At 37.0% G+C, this 15,419-nt stretch carries 10 protein-coding genes; 5 read left to right on the top strand and 5 right to left on the bottom strand.

The features are described 5' to 3' along the window. Nucleotides 1-33 precede the first annotated feature (33 nt). Entirely contained in the window at nt 34-3,165 is a 3,132-nt protein-coding gene (locus tag ACYQ0E_RS01370) for a hypothetical protein (protein WP_460186471.1), read from the bottom strand. Next, nucleotides 3,162-5,828: a hypothetical protein gene (locus ACYQ0E_RS01375; RefSeq protein ID WP_460186472.1), complete on the bottom strand. Its 2,667-nt coding sequence runs from the start codon at nt 5,826-5,828 to the stop codon at nt 3,162-3,164. Before ACYQ0E_RS01375 ends, ACYQ0E_RS01370 begins: the two co-directional genes overlap by 4 nt. A 966-nt stretch (nt 5,829-6,794) precedes the next feature. Between ACYQ0E_RS01375 and ACYQ0E_RS01380 the strand changes: the two genes are divergently transcribed. Both ACYQ0E_RS01380 and hypF read left to right on the top strand, forming a co-directional pair. Further along, entirely contained in the window at nt 6,795-7,409 is a 615-nt protein-coding gene (locus ACYQ0E_RS01380) for a thioredoxin family protein (RefSeq protein ID WP_460186473.1), read from the top strand. A 14-nt stretch (nt 7,410-7,423) separates the two neighbouring features. Then, a complete protein-coding gene (gene hypF / locus ACYQ0E_RS01385) occupies nt 7,424-9,835 on the top strand; it encodes a carbamoyltransferase HypF (RefSeq protein ID WP_460186474.1) in 2,412 nt (803 codons plus the stop codon). 142 nt (nt 9,836-9,977) lie between these two features. Here hypF and cybH read toward each other — a convergent pair whose 3' ends face one another. Genes cybH through ACYQ0E_RS01400 form a run of 3 tightly spaced genes read right to left on the bottom strand, consistent with a single transcriptional unit; the run spans nt 9,978 to nt 13,635 of the window. Further along, nucleotides 9,978-10,664, bottom strand: a complete 687-nt coding sequence (gene cybH / locus ACYQ0E_RS01390) for a Ni/Fe-hydrogenase, b-type cytochrome subunit (RefSeq protein ID WP_135795435.1) — start codon at nt 10,662-10,664, stop codon at nt 9,978-9,980. A 47-nt stretch (nt 10,665-10,711) separates the two neighbouring features. After that, a complete protein-coding gene (locus tag ACYQ0E_RS01395) occupies nt 10,712-12,547 on the bottom strand; it encodes a nickel-dependent hydrogenase large subunit (protein WP_460186475.1) in 1,836 nt (611 codons plus the stop codon). 2 nt (nt 12,548-12,549) lie between these two features. Next, entirely contained in the window at nt 12,550-13,635 is a 1,086-nt protein-coding gene (locus ACYQ0E_RS01400) for a hydrogenase small subunit (protein ID WP_135795437.1), read from the bottom strand. 363 nt (nt 13,636-13,998) lie between these two features. On the opposite strand from ACYQ0E_RS01400, the gene ACYQ0E_RS01405 reads away from it, so the two are divergent. From ACYQ0E_RS01405 to ACYQ0E_RS01415, 3 genes are read left to right on the top strand one after another with little or no spacing between them, the layout of a single operon-like run. Then, nucleotides 13,999-14,691 (top strand): HyaD/HybD family hydrogenase maturation endopeptidase, encoded by a 693-nt coding sequence (locus tag ACYQ0E_RS01405; protein ID WP_460186476.1) that lies wholly within the window; start codon nt 13,999-14,001, stop codon nt 14,689-14,691. After that, nucleotides 14,691-14,993, top strand: a complete 303-nt coding sequence (locus ACYQ0E_RS01410; RefSeq protein ID WP_135795439.1) for a HypC/HybG/HupF family hydrogenase formation chaperone — start codon at nt 14,691-14,693, stop codon at nt 14,991-14,993. Before ACYQ0E_RS01405 ends, ACYQ0E_RS01410 begins: the two co-directional genes overlap by 1 nt. Nucleotides 14,994-15,004: 11 nt before the next feature. Next, nucleotides 15,005-15,415, top strand: coding sequence for a thioredoxin domain-containing protein (locus tag ACYQ0E_RS01415; protein WP_135795440.1), 411 nt, complete (start codon nt 15,005-15,007; stop codon nt 15,413-15,415). The last annotated feature ends 4 nt before the right edge of the window (nt 15,416-15,419 follow it).

Consider the following 15,419-nt stretch of genomic DNA (forward strand, 5'->3'; position numbering starts at 1 on the left):
ATAGACTCGGTTTTCAATAATAGGAAATATGAATCAACGAATGACATGATTAAGTTCAGTCCAGGCCGCCAACATCGCAAATAGGTAATAAAAGGCGTGGTTTCTGTGTGCTGCTGTATTATTAATAACAATTTCGATACGACCGTTTGGACCGATGGCTTTTTTACTGTCTTGTTTCATTTCTATTCTGAACTTTGGTGTTAACTTGAGTTGTGTTCGCCAATAATTGCGTGAGCTCTGACATTCTTTTTTATCCCATTTTTTAGTGTGTCTTAGTATTATGCGAAATGGCATGTTCAATTTTTTAATCAGCTTCATGAGAATGTTACCGCTTGTCATATCATTAAAGACTAGATGGTAATTATCTTGAATTTTTAAGCTGTCTAAATCTCTCTTGTACGGAAAGAATCTGTTTGAAAAAGTATTCAGTAAACTTAAAAATTCGACATGACTATTTAGGCAGTTGAAGTCGATTTTGTATAGGTTTTTTACAACCTCAGTTAAGCGATGTAGTTCAATTAACTCCTGGCTGTAAGGGCGTCTTAACCGGTACTTTGGATTAGATTGAAAGAGTTCAATGACTTCATCAGTGCGTTGTTGTGAAAACCCTAAATGTAAAGCATGCTCTTCACTTAAGTTGTTTTCAGATGCGAGATGAAATATTTCCATCATGTTGTACATACTGAACTCTTCCATTGGATTGGTGAATTCATCTAAGTTTATTTTAGGTGCTTGCCAAACTTGTTTGGGCACTAAAGAATCTAAGCGTGCTTTGTTGAGTTTTTTATACTGTTTGATATGTCTATTAAGCGCGTATTCTAGGGCCTGTTTTTGTTTTTTTAGCGTGCTGATGGAAAGGTTAGCAAAATAAGCGACTTGTTGGGTTGTGTAACGCTCTGATGCTTGTTGCAATAGGTTGGCGGTAACGATGTCTGCTGTATGAATATAATGTTCAAAAGAGGTGTTAAAGCTAGCATGCCCCATTTTTTTAGAAATCCAGAATGGATATTTCTTGCTTTTTAAATGAGTCGGTAGATGCTGTTGCTTTCTCAAGTCAGCTTGCATTAACCAGTCTTTGGTTTTTGGTAAGTGATTAAATAGTGAAAAGGTATTAATATCGAATTCAGAGATGCAAGCTGACAAAAAATACCAGCTTGCAAAGCTATGTCTTAAATGATGAAAATTTAGAGAGGTATCTTGGCAGACTTGTCGAACGATATTCATCAAGGGTGCTTTCACTTTCTCAAAGTTGATATGCTTATCATTCTGATTCGATAAGGCAAAAAAATATGATTGTCCTTGAATTTCCTCAAGATTGATGTGTGAAGTGTTTATGGATTGGATTTCAGAATGTTTTGTTAAGTACCAGTTTTTTAACATAACCACTTCATCGATTGGCATATGATCTTTTAGCTTTAAAAATCGTTTGGCGTTGCTGGTTTTGAGCTCTCTGTTTTCACTTTCTCTAATGGCAATTTGTGGTGAGGTGTCGCAAAAAATAAAGTCATCAAACTTCAATTGAAAAACCTCTTTTGATCTTAGTCCACATCTAAACCCCAGTATTAAAGCCATTAACATCATTTTAAAAACAGGATTGAATGGATTTTTTTCAACTAAATCCAAAATAGTTTTTTTAATTTCTTCAAATTCATCAAAGTGAATTAAATTGGCGTTTACCGTCATGTCAGTCACTTTTGGATGACCGAAGTAGTCCTCTTTGTTGGGTATTGGATTGAGTTTGTAAGATTTTTCTAACCAGGTATTAAAGGCTTTTAAGTTGTATAGAATGGTCTCTCGATTTCTGGTAGAAACGGCCTGTTCTGTTACAGTGTCATATAAACTCATTCGCTCGCTCGGTACTAATGAATGAATGGCATTTTGGTTTGCTATACCGATTAAGTGGCGAGCGATACTGTAAATTTTATTTAAGATTTGCGAGGGACCGACTTTAAATTTTTTGGCTTTATTTATCTCTAATAGTGAGAGCCCCCAGTTAAGTATGAGTTGATGGTTATTGGGAAGTTGATGGATGATTTTTGCAGAAGAACTTTCAATTGACTGCTTGATGTGGAAAGCATCTTTAATTTTAACTTTGATATCAAAAAGCTGTTGAATAACTTTTAGAGCATAGCTCGTGTTGCGCATCTTTGAATTGTTTACAGCTTTTACACTCTTAAATTCGCCTGATTCATGTTGCTCAATGCTATAGATTCTTGCACTGGCAGAAGGGTTTAGAGAGTGTGATTGGTTCAACCCAGATTGATAGTTAACTATCAAAGGTGGAGTGTTTTGGTGATGAAATACATAAGCCCATTGACACCATTTAAATAGCGTTTTGGGTAGAGCGCTATAAGCGATTTTCAATGATTTTAAATAGTCTTTAATAGACAGACTTAACTGTTTTAATATCTCTTGCTCGGAGGCGTTTTTAGGAATGTTTAAATTCATTCCTGTTTGGTAAATTAGGACCTCAGTCTTTTTGGCAATAAAGATTTTTTTAGGTGGGTTATAGTCATCAGGCGGTACTAGAAAGAACAAGTTTCCATTCAGATAATTAAAGTTATCTTCACTCTGTATTTTGCCAAGTATCGTTAATAGGTTTTGGTGTCGAATAATCTGGCTATCAAAAATAAGGCTAATAACAATTAAACCTAATTGCTGAGAGGTTGTCATTGATCCGATATTTGGTTCTTCTGAAGACAGAGTTTTCTCAACAAGCTGACTGCAATAGAGCATTTTTTGCCAATCATCGTTTAAGCCCATTGGGTTTTTAATCAATGGAATTTTTTCAACTTTGAGAATCAGGTTGAGCTTCCAAAACCCCTTTACATTGCCATAATCAATCAAGGCATTGAGTAGTTGTATCGCTTCAATTAAGTTTTCTAGCTTAAGTTTTAATTTACCGAGCAATTTTGGCAGAGTGTTTTGACTGTCTTCGAACCTTACCGAATATTGAGCAGAGTAATCTGATAGTTCGTTTAAACCGAGTAAAAAATGAACAAGACTGTACTGTTTTTTGTTTCGAGTTTCTTGTTTTAATAACGTGTAGACGAAATGAATTGTTTTCGTATCGATATCATCTGTTAGGGCCTCTGGTAAAAGTCCTTTCCAGAAATGTTCAATCTGTTTTTGGTAGTAATAGGGTAGCAATAAAGGCGTTTTCATTTTTTCTCCTTAAACGGAGAGTCGACTTTAAAATCCTTAATAACCTTCTCAATAGCTTGCTTTATTTCTTCTTGATAGTCTATTGGATTGAATAAACCGAAACGATTCCAAGACTCGGTTCCCCAATGTCTATGCCCCATGTACTCATCAATGTATTCAGGATTAACGCCACGCTCCAAAAGGCTTGATCGTAAGAAGTGTCGATTGATGTTTTTTTCAAAAAAAGATAATGGTGGAGCAAGTTCGTTTACTTGTTGCTCTAAAATTTTATGAAGATTGCCGCGAGTATAGGGCTTTAGTTTTATCACTACCTTTAACTTGGTCTCTTTTGGTGTTGGTCTAAGCAAGTATTCGATTAAAAAGAATCCCGGAAAACGACTATTTGTTTTATGTAGTGTTTTCCATTTGTGGACTGTTTGAAGTTTTTCGCTAAACAGCTCTTCGATATTTATGAGTTTTCGAGCTCGTAATACTCGAATCGCTTCCCATACCCAAGATTCGTATTGCTGCTGTAATGTCCTAACTTGGCTAGGTACATAAACAAAATGGGTGTTGTAACCGTTGTTTGTGTTTTTATCATTTAGGGTGACAAAACCATTTGGTAGCATTTGGCTTGAATATATATATGGATTAGTTGTGTTGCGAGTAGCAATGAAAAAAGAAAGAAAGGTCTCACAGTAACCTGTGATTAGGTTCATGTTGTGAACTAGCGTTTCTGTTGGTATGGTTTTAGGGTCCGAATTTATAGAGTTTGACAGCACTTTTGATACACGATTAAGCCATGATACAACATGATGTTTTTGTGGGCGAAGAGGGTTTCCGATACCTCTATAGGCCTTTTGGTTTTTAGGCTTGTCTATGAAAAGACAAAAACCAAAGACCTCTTCTACTGTTTTGTGATAAACCTTAAGTGCATGGAAAACATCTATGGTTGTATAGTGTTTATGTGTCGATGACATGATATCTTCACGACCAGAAAATAAAGAGATTGTCCACAAATCACCTTTTGCATATTTTAGGGCTTTAAAGGGCGTATGATTTTGAATAAGAGTGATGGTGACCCTTTTATCTAACCCAATATTAGCAAGGGTTCTTTTGAGTGCATTTTTTACAGACTTTGTTTTGTTTTTTGCTGAAGCAGCATCCCCAGCCTTGTCTTTGTTTTGGTAATAGTTTTGTAGGCAGTTTAATAATATTTTTTGAATTTGAGGCGGCAACGGTAGGGCAATTAATCGATCTGCTTTGTAGTAAAGATTTTGATTTTTTTCATTGAGTAGCTTTAGGTATTCATATCTTGGTATGGGAATAAACAAGGTATCACAGTCTTCTGAAATACAAACGATTTGAGAGCTAGGGGTAGGGTTGATTTTTAACCATCTCAAAAAATGGCTTTGATGAAGGTTATATCCACAGGCTAAACTAACCAGTAACAACATTAAGGATCTTAACTCGGCTTCAGTTGTTGATTTTTGGAGACTTTTTTTATCAGCGTATTGAAGGATAGTATTAACTTCTGTTGGCGTGAGTTCGTCCTTTAGAAATTGATTGAAATTCGCCAAATGATTCAATTTGTGGGCAAGGTTCACCACTTTTGCTTCAGGCATTGACGTTTCTTCACCAGGGATTTCTTGAATAAATTCATTTTCAATCAATTCATCGTCAGCTAAATCTTCTAACTCTTCGCTCTCAATTGATGGGTGTTTACGAATGACTAATAGTCCATCTTCTTCTTCACCAACATGAATAATTTGAGTGTTAGCGACCGTTTCAATCCAGTAATTATGCTGATGAGGTGCATGTTTCTTGGTACTTTTATTTTTACGGTTTTCTGAAGGGCTTGATTTTTCAATCTTATCTAAACGTTTTAAAAAACTGATGATTTCTTTGAATTTGTCACTTCCATGTTTTTGTAATAGTGATATGAGGCCATGATGAGAGCTTAACTCCCCAAAGTTCTTTAAGTTTATTAAGTCGGCTTCTTCAATAGAGCGAAGTGCTTGCTCTACTGTTTGGTGGGCTGAGAGGTGGTAGCGATTATGTAGGTAAGTGTTCCAAATAATGCCATTTATGAGCTGGTGTTTTATAAGTAATTCTTGTAGCTTTTTGTTTGGGGTTTCGATTAATGGATGAATGAAACAAGAATATCTTGGATGGTTTGTATGGATGCCTCTAATGGCTTTTTTAACTTGTCTGTCAGACTCAGATGAATTTATTTCTGGAAGTGCTTTTCGAAGGCTGTTAATGTATCTTTTAAAAGAAAGTGTCGGATGTGTTTCAGCGAGTTTTTGAAAATAAGGAATCGCCTTGTTGGCAATCTCTTGAAGTTCAATTAAATCAGGATGTATTGAATTTTTCTCAGCGAACTCTGTATATTGTAGTAAATCATAATAAGTATCTTTAAGCTTGGTTAGTGCATCGACAATAAAAATGAGTGTATGCGGAGAGTATTTTTTCTTCTTTCTTTCTCCATCTAAATTGGGCTTTCTTCTATCCTGTAAAAAACTTTTTCTTGTTGGTGGATGAAAAAAAACATACAGTTTTCTTGCTTCATTTTTAGTCACGTTTGGTGCAGATAGAAAAGGGTTTGAAGAGTCAACTTTAGCCTTTAGCGAGTAGTAGTCAGCATAAAAGAGATTCTTGCGTAATTCATCGTATTTCGACATTTTTAATGACTATTTTTTGGTGAAATGAAAGTGAATGCTATTCCTAATACTTATTTCGCACAAATGAAGGGAAGGGATCGAGTGACTGACATAAAGCCATGTTCAAGGTATAACGAGCAAGTGCAGTCTCATTGCTTGCACGGTCTTGTTGGTAAACTTTGATACAGTACTTCAATAATTCTGTCGGTATTTACAATCTTGCATTATCCTAGTCTACCCATATAATAATAGGTGTAAACCCAGTGTATTCTTCTCCTGTCCATGCGGCAGTGCTAGAGCCCTGGGGTTCTTCCTCTTATTTCGTAAATCTTCTTAGTGCGTGTTTTATCATAGCACAGTCCTTATCTCTATTTCTACCGCTTAAAAAGTTCCATTCTTCCCGGTTATTTAAGTTTAATTTTATTTAAACTGATTTCATTTCATATTTTTTAGGCAATAAAAAACCCGCAATTAAGCAGGTTTAAGTGTATTTTTGTCGGTTTTTATAATTTTATTAAGGTGTGCTGTAAAAGATTTTCAATCCCTTGCTCTACCGACTGAGCTATGTGGCCAAAATAGAATGGGCGTATTGTATAGAGGGGCTTTGCCAGTGTCAAATTTTATTTGAAGAAATCTTTAAATTTCTTTGTGCGACAAATCAGTGTCAAATTGAAAACAAAGGACTTTGTTAATGTAAGGCTTTGACAGGAGGGATATTGAGCTTAAGTTAAATGCCGTGAGTTTACTTATTTTTAAAAAAACAACTTGGAATTGTATTGGTATTTATTAATTTTAGAAAAAACTAAAGGCTTAAAATTTGTTTTATGAAGCAGTCGTTTTGAGAGGTAAAAATCCTTAAAAATTAATTAATTATTTGCTGTGAAAGCAGCGCTTTTAAATGCTGTTTCTGTTAAAATTTAAGGGTATTTTGTTGTATTAATATGGTGCCTTTTTAGCTAAGGCTCTTTTACTTTTTAAGGTTTTTTTATGAGCATTAAACAAATTCCAGCATCTGATTTTAAGCTAGCCGTTATTGATAGTTCTTTGCATAATCCCATAGCCGTTTTTTTTACGGCAAGTTGGTGCGAGCCTTGTCAGGAAGTGAATGCATTGTTAGAAACCGTTGCCAAGGAATATGAAGAGCGTCTTAATATTGCGGTTATTGATATTGATGATAAAGAGGTCGATCAAGTTTTAGATGACTGTAAGGTAGAGTCGATTCCTGATTTAAAATTGTTTCATAAAAAAGAACTTGTGGCGCAAGCTAAGGGTGTGTTGTCTAAGGCGCAAATAGATAAATTATTAGAGCCTTATGTTTTAACAGAGCAACAACATCGTATTCATGTTTTAGAAAAACAAATTGAGATATTACTGGCTTCAGAACAGTTTGAAGAAGCGCAAAGTATTGTTGGAATTTACATCTCTAAATACCCGCTAGATCAAGAAGTAAAATTGATTGAAATAGCTATTGCGGTAAAAATGAATCTTATCGACTTGGCTAGCCAACTTATTCAAGCGTTACCAACAACGTTAAAAGAAAATGCCAAGGCTAAAGAAGTGATTGGTTTGATAGAAAGTATGCAACATCAAACGGTTCAATAGTTAGGCCTTATTAGATGTTTGCTTTTTGCAATATTCGAGTAACTGGCTGTGTTCAAGGTGTAGGATTTAGGCCGTTTATTTGGCAGTTAGCAAAACAGTTTGAAGCGACGGGTTGGGTATTAAATGATTCGGAAGGTGTTTTGATTGATATCAAAATACATAATGTACAGTTACAGCGCTTTGTTGATGAGATTAAAAAAAATGCTCCGGCTTTGGCAAGTGTTGAAGCGGTAGTCGTAACGAATATTGTTAGGCCTCAACATATTGAAAAGCTAAACACGGTAAGTGGTTTTGATATTGTAGAAAGTAAAACAGGCGTGATGAATACGGTTGTATTACCTGATGCGGCCACTTGTGATTTATGTCGTTCTGAGATAAATGATCCCAAAAACAGACGTTATGGTTATGCGTTTACCAACTGCACACTTTGCGGGCCAAGATATTCCATTATTAAAAACATGCCTTATGATCGAGCACAGACATCTATGGCTGATTTTGAGATGTGTGATTCATGCTTGGCTGAATATAACAATCCTGCGGATAGACGTTTTCATGCACAACCCAATGCTTGCCCTGATTGTGGGCCTAAATTGTATTTGGCTAAACACGGCGAAATAAAAGAAAATCAAAATTACCAGGCCTGGTCATTTGAGGATTTAGATTCTGATTCAATGTTTGACCAGGCCTGCTTATTTTTAAAACAAGGCAAAATTTTAGCGATAAAAGGTTTGGGTGGTTATCATTTGGTGTGTGATGCAATGAATAATCAAGCTTGTAATCTATTGCGTGAACGTAAATATCGCCCAGCTAAACCATTTGCTTTAATGGCGGCAGACATTGAAAGTGTTGGCCATTATTGTGATGTTGGAAACAGCGCTAAAACTTGGTTAAGTTCGGTGCAATCGCCTATTGTTTTAATGCCTAAGTTAACCAAAGAAACTTCACCATATTCCCTTTCAGAAGCCATTGCTCCTAATCAATCAAAACTTGGTTTTATGTTGCCAAGTAATCCATTGCATATTTTATTAATGCAAAAGTGGCAAAAAGAGTCGGGGCATGGAGTGTTGGTTTTTACTTCTGCAAACCGTTCTGGCATGCCGCAAGCTTATTTGCAAGAACATGAAAAGGCTTTATTAGATTTGGCGGATCATTTACTGACTCATAATCGTCCGATTGTAAGACGTTTAGAAGATTCGGTTGTTTTAATTACGCCAGATGATGACTTTTTGGTGTTGCGGCAGTCTAGAGGGTTTTCGCCTTTTAAAGTGAATTTACCTAAAGGATTTGAAGTAGATACTGCTACGATTTCTGCGGGTGGTGATTTAAAAAATTCAATAGCCATTAGGCATCACGGGCAAATTATTCTGTCTCACTATTTGGGAGACTTAGCTAATTTTGATGTACAAACCGCATACAAAGAAGCGTTGGATGATTTGACTAAGCTGTATCAATTAAAGCCTGAAAAAATTCAAACGGATTTGCATCCAGGTTATTTTTCAAGTGGATTTATGGATGATTTTAGTCGAAATCATGGTTTAAAAAACAATCCTGTTCAACATCACCACGCGCATTTTAATGCTTGTATGGTTGAAAATGGTATACCAAATTCGAGTACAAATTACTTGGGTGTTATTCTTGATGGTTTGGGGTACGGTGAAGAAAATCATTTTTGGGGTGGTGAGTTTTTGTATGGTAATTATCATGCCGTTAACAGAGTGGCTTCACTTCAAGCTAAGCCGTTATTGGGTGGCGATAAAGCAAATAAAGAGCCTTGGCGAAATTTATATGCTTATTTAAGAGATTTAAAAGATTTTGCTGGGTTAGATGTTTTATTGAATGAATATAAATCGGCACAAAGTTTGGTAAAACTCAAAAACAAGCCGATTGATTTATTGGAACAGATGTTTAAACAGTCTATTAATTCACCAATGTCTTCATCTGCGGGCCGTTTATTTGATGCGGTTTCTGCTTTATGTAATATCTGTTTTGAACAAGTGAGTTATGAAGGCCAAGCGGCTACAGAGTTTGAGGCTTATGTTTCAAAAGAAGGCGTTCTTAAAAATAAAGACTTGGGTTATTTATGTGAGATTGTGGGTAATAGTCGCGAAAGTGAACCGGAATTAAATTACCTGCTTTCTGTTGGTTCTATTTTTAAAGCGGTTTTAGTTGATATTGAGCAGGGCGTTTTGTTAGAGGATATTGCTTGTCGTTTTCATATTGGTTTTGCTAATGGAATGGTGAGTATGATTAGTAAACTAAAAAATGAATATGAATTTGATTCGGTTGTATTTAGTGGTGGGGTTTGCCAAAACAGTTGGTTAATTTATTTAATTGAACACGCAATGCCAAAAGAGATTGTTGTTTTAAAACATCGAATTTTGCCTGCTAATGATCAGTCAATAGCAATAGGCCAAGCCGTTAAGTAAGTTTTTTAAGGTGAGGTTTGTTTTTTACAGGCCTGGTAAAATCTTTAATACCAATATTTGAAATCAAACATAAAAAAACCTCGCAGTAACTACGAGGTAAGACTGAGGGAGGGTACTACTATTAATTTTTAATTATGTGGGACTATCTTTTATCTTTAAAGAAACGCCAACCGCTAATCATGGTGCTAACCATTGATTGACGAGACATGATATCTTCACGAATGGCAACGTAAACGTGAGCAATGACAAAAACAGTGATTATCCATAATCCAAGTCTGTGCCATGAATGGACATCTTGGCTTTGACCAAATAGTGGAATTACCCAGCCAAAAAGAGTGTCCTGCCAACTGCCTAAGCCTGCACCTTCTGAATACAGAGCAAAGCCAGTAAAAATCATCATGATTGAACCTAAAACAAAAATAAAGAACATAGCAAACTGCGCCATTGGGTTGTGTCCTTCATGTTTTGTTGGTTCTTTCTTTAAGAATGCATACCATTTGAGTTCGTCAATAAAGCCGGCCCACCATGATGCGCGCCAAATAGGGATGTAGAATAATTCTCTAGCGTGAGAATTACCGACAATCGCCCAATAGATTCTTCCTAAGAAGCCAACGGCAAATATATAAGCTGCAGAGAAGTGAAGAAAGCGGATGGTTCCCATTACATAATGGTCCGACGCTTCACCGCTAAGAGTTGGTAAAGGATTACCAATAAAGTAACCTGTTACCGCAAGTACAAGAATGGCAAGCATATTAATCCAGTGCCATAGTCGTACAGGAGCTTCATAGACATAAACCTTTTCAACTCCTGTTAAGTTTTCATGAGACATTTTATTCTCCTTTATGCTCTCTTAGTTGCCTAAGAGAGCAATCCGTTTTATCTAACCGTTACTGTTGCCATGTCTTGGCCGTCTTCACTCATAACGTGAGTTGAACAAGCTAAACAAGGGTCAAAACTATGCAAGGTTCTAAGGATCTCAACTGGCTGTTCTGGATTAGCCATTGGAGTGCCCATTAGAGAGGCTTCAAATGCCCCAATATTACCTTCTGGATCACGAGGAGAACCGTTCCATGTTGTTGGAACAACGGCTTGATAGTTTTTGATTTTGCCATCTTCAATAACAATCCAGTGAGCCAGTGCTCCACGTGGAGCGGCAACCGTTCCAACCCCTTTAGCAAACTTAGGCCAAGTGACAGGATCCCATTTCTCGGTATTTGCTGTAGATGAATCGCCATTTTTAATATTGCTAATAAGTTGGTTGAAATCATCAAGCATCATATCGCCACAGTATTCTGATTCTAAAGCTCGGGCTAAAGTTCTTCCGATGGTTGAGCCTAAAAAGACTTTTAGATCAGTGATGTCAGTATGGTTTGGATCAAGAATACGACATACAGCATTAAAACGATCTAATGACGTTGTAATTTGATTCGTAACGTACTCAACACCTTGTGCGTATGCCAAGATATAACGAGCAAGAGGCCCAACCTCAACAGCATGGCCTCTCCAACGAGGAGATTTGATCCATGAATATTTAGCAGATTCATCCAGTTCTTTAATATCCGTTTTTGTACCAACGGTATTTCCGCCAAGTTCATAATTAGGTTCAGTAATACCATCCCAAGGATGTAATCCTTTGGTTTCATCGGGGTAGCTATACCAAGAGTGAGTGACAAACTCTTGAACTTGTTCTGGATCTTTTGGATCGACTGGGTGAACAGTAGACCAATCACCACCAATGATTGCACCACCAGGTAGCTGATCAGTTGATTTATCACCATACGCTTTAGGATAAGCGCCATAATCCATTACATCGGTAGCAGAAAGCCCGCCACCATATAGCCAATCTTTATAGAAAGCGGCAATAGCAATAACATCAGGTACATATACGTTTGTGTTGAATTTACGTCCTTCTTGAATTTTAGCTTCTACAAAGTTTAGACGTTCCATGTTAATTGGCGCGCCTGCCGCCATATCACCATCAAGGTTAATTGCGCAAGGAACACCACCAACCATATAGTTAGGGTGTGGGTTTTTACCACCAAAAATAGCGTGAATTTTAACAATTTCTTTCTGGAAATCTAACGCTTCTAAATAGTGAGTAACCGCCATTAAATCTGCTTCTGGCGATAATTTATAAGCAGTGCTATCCCAGTAACCATTTTTAAAAATACCCAATTGACCAGATTCAACAAATTTTTGAATACGAGTTTGAATGTCTTTAAAGTAGCCAGGGCTAGACATTGGATGTGATGGCGATACAATTTTTTGTAGTTCAGACGTTGCTTTAGGGTCTGCTTTAAGTGCATTTACAGGGTTAACCCAGTCAAGTGCATGCAGGTGATAAAAGTGAACGATGTGATCGTGGATTTGTAATGTTTTTGCCATGATTTCACGAATTAAGACGGCGTTTTGAGGGATTTCTATATCTAGAGCATCTTCAACGGCGCGAACAGAAGCAAGTGCATGACAACCTGTGCATACACCACAGATACGTTCTACAAAAGCCCATGCATCACGAGGGTCGCGACCTCTTAATATAACTTCTAAACCACGCCACATAGTACCTGTTGATACGGCATTTTGAATCACGTTGTTTTCATCAACGTTTACCTCACAGCGCATATGCCCTTCGATACGAGTAACAGGGTCAACCACTACTCGGCGTCCACCGTTATTCATTTCATAATTATTTGGTGTTTTTAAAATAGACATGCTTATTCATCTCCCTTTTTCTGAGAAGCTTTGACTGCACTCATTGCAGCGTGTGCAACAACGGCGGCACCAACAACACCTACAGCGGCGGTACCAATTTTGTCGGCAGTAGATTCAATACCAAATGCATTCATTTCAGTGTCACGAGAATAGAAAGAGCCTTTATCCCAGAAGCCATCTTCTGAACAACCAATACAACCATGACCAGCTTGGATAGGGAAAGATGTTCCCTCATTCCAGCGTACAGTAGAACATGCGTTATATGTTGTAGGGCCTTTACAGCCTACTTTATATAAGCAGTAACCTTTGCGAGCGCCTTCATCATCCCATTCTTCTACAAATTGACCTGCGTCAAAGTGAGGGCGGCGATAGCATTTGTCATGGATTCGTTGTGAATAAAACATTTTAGGACGACCTTGTCGGTCAAGTTCTGGAATCTGGTCAAATGTAAGCATGTAGGTAATAACACCTGTCATAACTTCTGCAATAGGTGGGCAACCAGGTACTTTAATAATAGGTTTGTCATAGCCTGCACCTAAAAATTTGTGTACTGGGGTTGCTTGTGTAGGATTTGGTTTAGCGGCCTGTACGCAACCCCACGAAGCACATGAACCCCAAGAGATGATTGCTTTGGCATCTTCAGCCATCCATTTTAACTGTTCAGAAAAAGGTTTACCGCCAATGATACAAGACATTCCATCTTGGTTAAGAGGTGGGTTACCTTCAACTGCTAAGATGTAATTGCCTTTATATTTTTCTTTGATTTCGCTCAGAATCGCTTCAGCTTGATGACCGGCAGAGGCCATTAACGTATCGTCATAATCTAAAGAGATCATTGATAACACAACATCTTTAGCTAAAGGATGAGCTGCTCTAATAAATGACTCAGAACAACAGGTACATTCTAACCCGTGCAACCAAATAACAGGAGTACGAGGTTTGGTTTCCATTGCTGTGGCAATTTTGTTTGCATAGGCTGGTCCAAGGCCTAGCGCTGCGGCAGTCAAGCTGCAATATTTTAAAAAGCTACGACGTGTAATTCCTTGTCGGCGCATGACTTCGTAAAATGTTTCAACAGATGATGACATAAGTAATCCTCTAGTATTTTTTTAGAATGCCAGTCACGGTTTATTTTTGTGCTGACATCTCATGAATTAATTCCAGAATGAAATCTGAAAATCTGGAGGTAATCCAGCAGTGGAAGTGCCAAAAGCCCATTTAGTTATAAAAAACAATAAGATAGGTTAAAAAATGGTAAAAATGGCAAAAATAAATTGAGATAGTTATTTCCATTTATTGTTTTAAACGGTAACTAAGTATTCGTAATTTTGTATTTCTATAATTGTACTTAGGTTTTAGTTTTGTTTATGTGGGTATAGTAACTTTTGATTGGAATAAAAAAAGACTAATTCGTATCATTGTGAAAACTAAGTATACATATTGGAATAAAAGTGAAAACTTTAATACTCGGAATAGGGAACTTGCTTTGGGCTGACGAAGGTTTTGGAATTCGTTGTGTAGAAGCTATGGATGCACTATATGAATTTGATGACTCTGTAGAGCTTATGGATGGTGGTACCCAAGGTATTTATTTAGTTCACCATGTTCAAGATACTGATAATTTAATTGTATTTGATGCAATTGATTATGGACTTGAGCCGGGCGAAGTTAAGGTGATTCGTGATGATAAAGTGCCTAATTTTATGGGGTGTAAAAAAGTCAGTTTGCATCAAACAGGATTTCAAGAAGTTCTATCAACAGCAAAATTGATGGAAAGTTATCCAAAAAATATAGCACTTATTGGGGTGCAGCCAGAATTGATTGAAGACTTTGGTGGGTCTTTAACGCCTAAAGTAGAAGCGCAATTGGAAAACTGTATTGAAATAGCTGTTGAGATTGTTAAAAGCTGGGGGGTAGATGTTATTAAGCGCCCAGAACCTGAGTTAAGTCTTGTGCAGAAAGAATTAGATAAAACAAAGTATGAACAGGAGCGACCTGCTGAAGACGTGGCTTTACGTGTTGGTGATGAACGCGTGCTTGTTGATGATCAATTTAAGTTAAGAGACCAGCCGTTACACCAAGGTATTAGCAATGTTAAAAGCGTACCGATTGATGGGCGTAAACTTTTTGAGAGTAAGTCGTAATGTGTATTGGTGTTCCAATGAAAATTTTATCGTGTGATGAATTGGTCGCTGTTTGTCGTAATGATGAAGAAAATAGAGATGAAACTGTTGATCTATCCCTGATAGGGACACAAAAAGCAGGCGACTGGGTTTTAGTCTTTATGGGGGCGGCTCGAGAAGTTATTGAGCCAGACTTATTAGAATCGGTGCTTCAGGCAAGAAAGGCTATGTTTGCAGCGTTAAATGGTGGTGATGTAGATGCATATTTTGCTGATCTTGTTGGTCGAGAGCCTGAATTGCCAGATTTTTTAAAGAACAAATAAGAGTAAAGACTATGCCTAGAAGTTTAATTAAACAAATCACAAGCGATTATGGTTACCCTGTTTTAAATAGCGATAACTACGATGAATTTGTAAACAATCAAAAAGTTTCTGTTATTTATTTTGGCGGTGATCCAAAAAGATACCCTGAATCAAATGACGTTATTGTTGTTTTACCAGAGCTTGAAAAAGCATTTAAGAACCAATTTAGCGTTGCTGTTGTTTCAGAGGACGATGAACAAGAGTTATCTAAAAAATATGGTTTTAATATGTGGCCTGCTCTTATTTTTTTAAAAAATGGGAAATATATCGACATGATGACCCGTATTCAAGATTGGTCGGATTATATGCGTGAGATTCCTATTATTTTAGAGAAAGAACCGTCTTATGCGCCATCAATTGGTATTAGTGTAGAAGTCAATTAAAGGA

Source organism: Thiomicrorhabdus hydrogeniphila (assembly GCF_054656895.1).

Excerpts from the sequence above, each read along its gene's own strand:
- ACYQ0E_RS01370 (WP_460186471.1), bottom strand. The coding sequence starts at position 3,165 with ATGAAAACGCCTTTATTGCTACCCTATTACTACCAAAAACAGATTGAA.
- ACYQ0E_RS01395 (WP_460186475.1), bottom strand. The coding sequence starts at position 12,547 with ATGTCTATTTTAAAAACACCAAATAATTATGAAATGAATAACGGTGGA.
- ACYQ0E_RS01380 (WP_460186473.1), top strand. The coding sequence starts at position 6,795 with ATGAGCATTAAACAAATTCCAGCATCTGATTTTAAGCTAGCCGTTATT.
- ACYQ0E_RS01375 (WP_460186472.1), bottom strand. The coding sequence starts at position 5,828 with ATGTCGAAATACGATGAATTACGCAAGAATCTCTTTTATGCTGACTAC.
- ACYQ0E_RS01410 (WP_135795439.1), top strand. The coding sequence starts at position 14,691 with ATGTGTATTGGTGTTCCAATGAAAATTTTATCGTGTGATGAATTGGTC.
- hypF (WP_460186474.1), top strand. The coding sequence starts at position 7,424 with ATGTTTGCTTTTTGCAATATTCGAGTAACTGGCTGTGTTCAAGGTGTA.
- ACYQ0E_RS01415 (WP_135795440.1), top strand. The coding sequence starts at position 15,005 with ATGCCTAGAAGTTTAATTAAACAAATCACAAGCGATTATGGTTACCCT.
- cybH (WP_135795435.1), bottom strand. The coding sequence starts at position 10,664 with ATGTCTCATGAAAACTTAACAGGAGTTGAAAAGGTTTATGTCTATGAA.
- ACYQ0E_RS01400 (WP_135795437.1), bottom strand. The coding sequence starts at position 13,635 with ATGTCATCATCTGTTGAAACATTTTACGAAGTCATGCGCCGACAAGGA.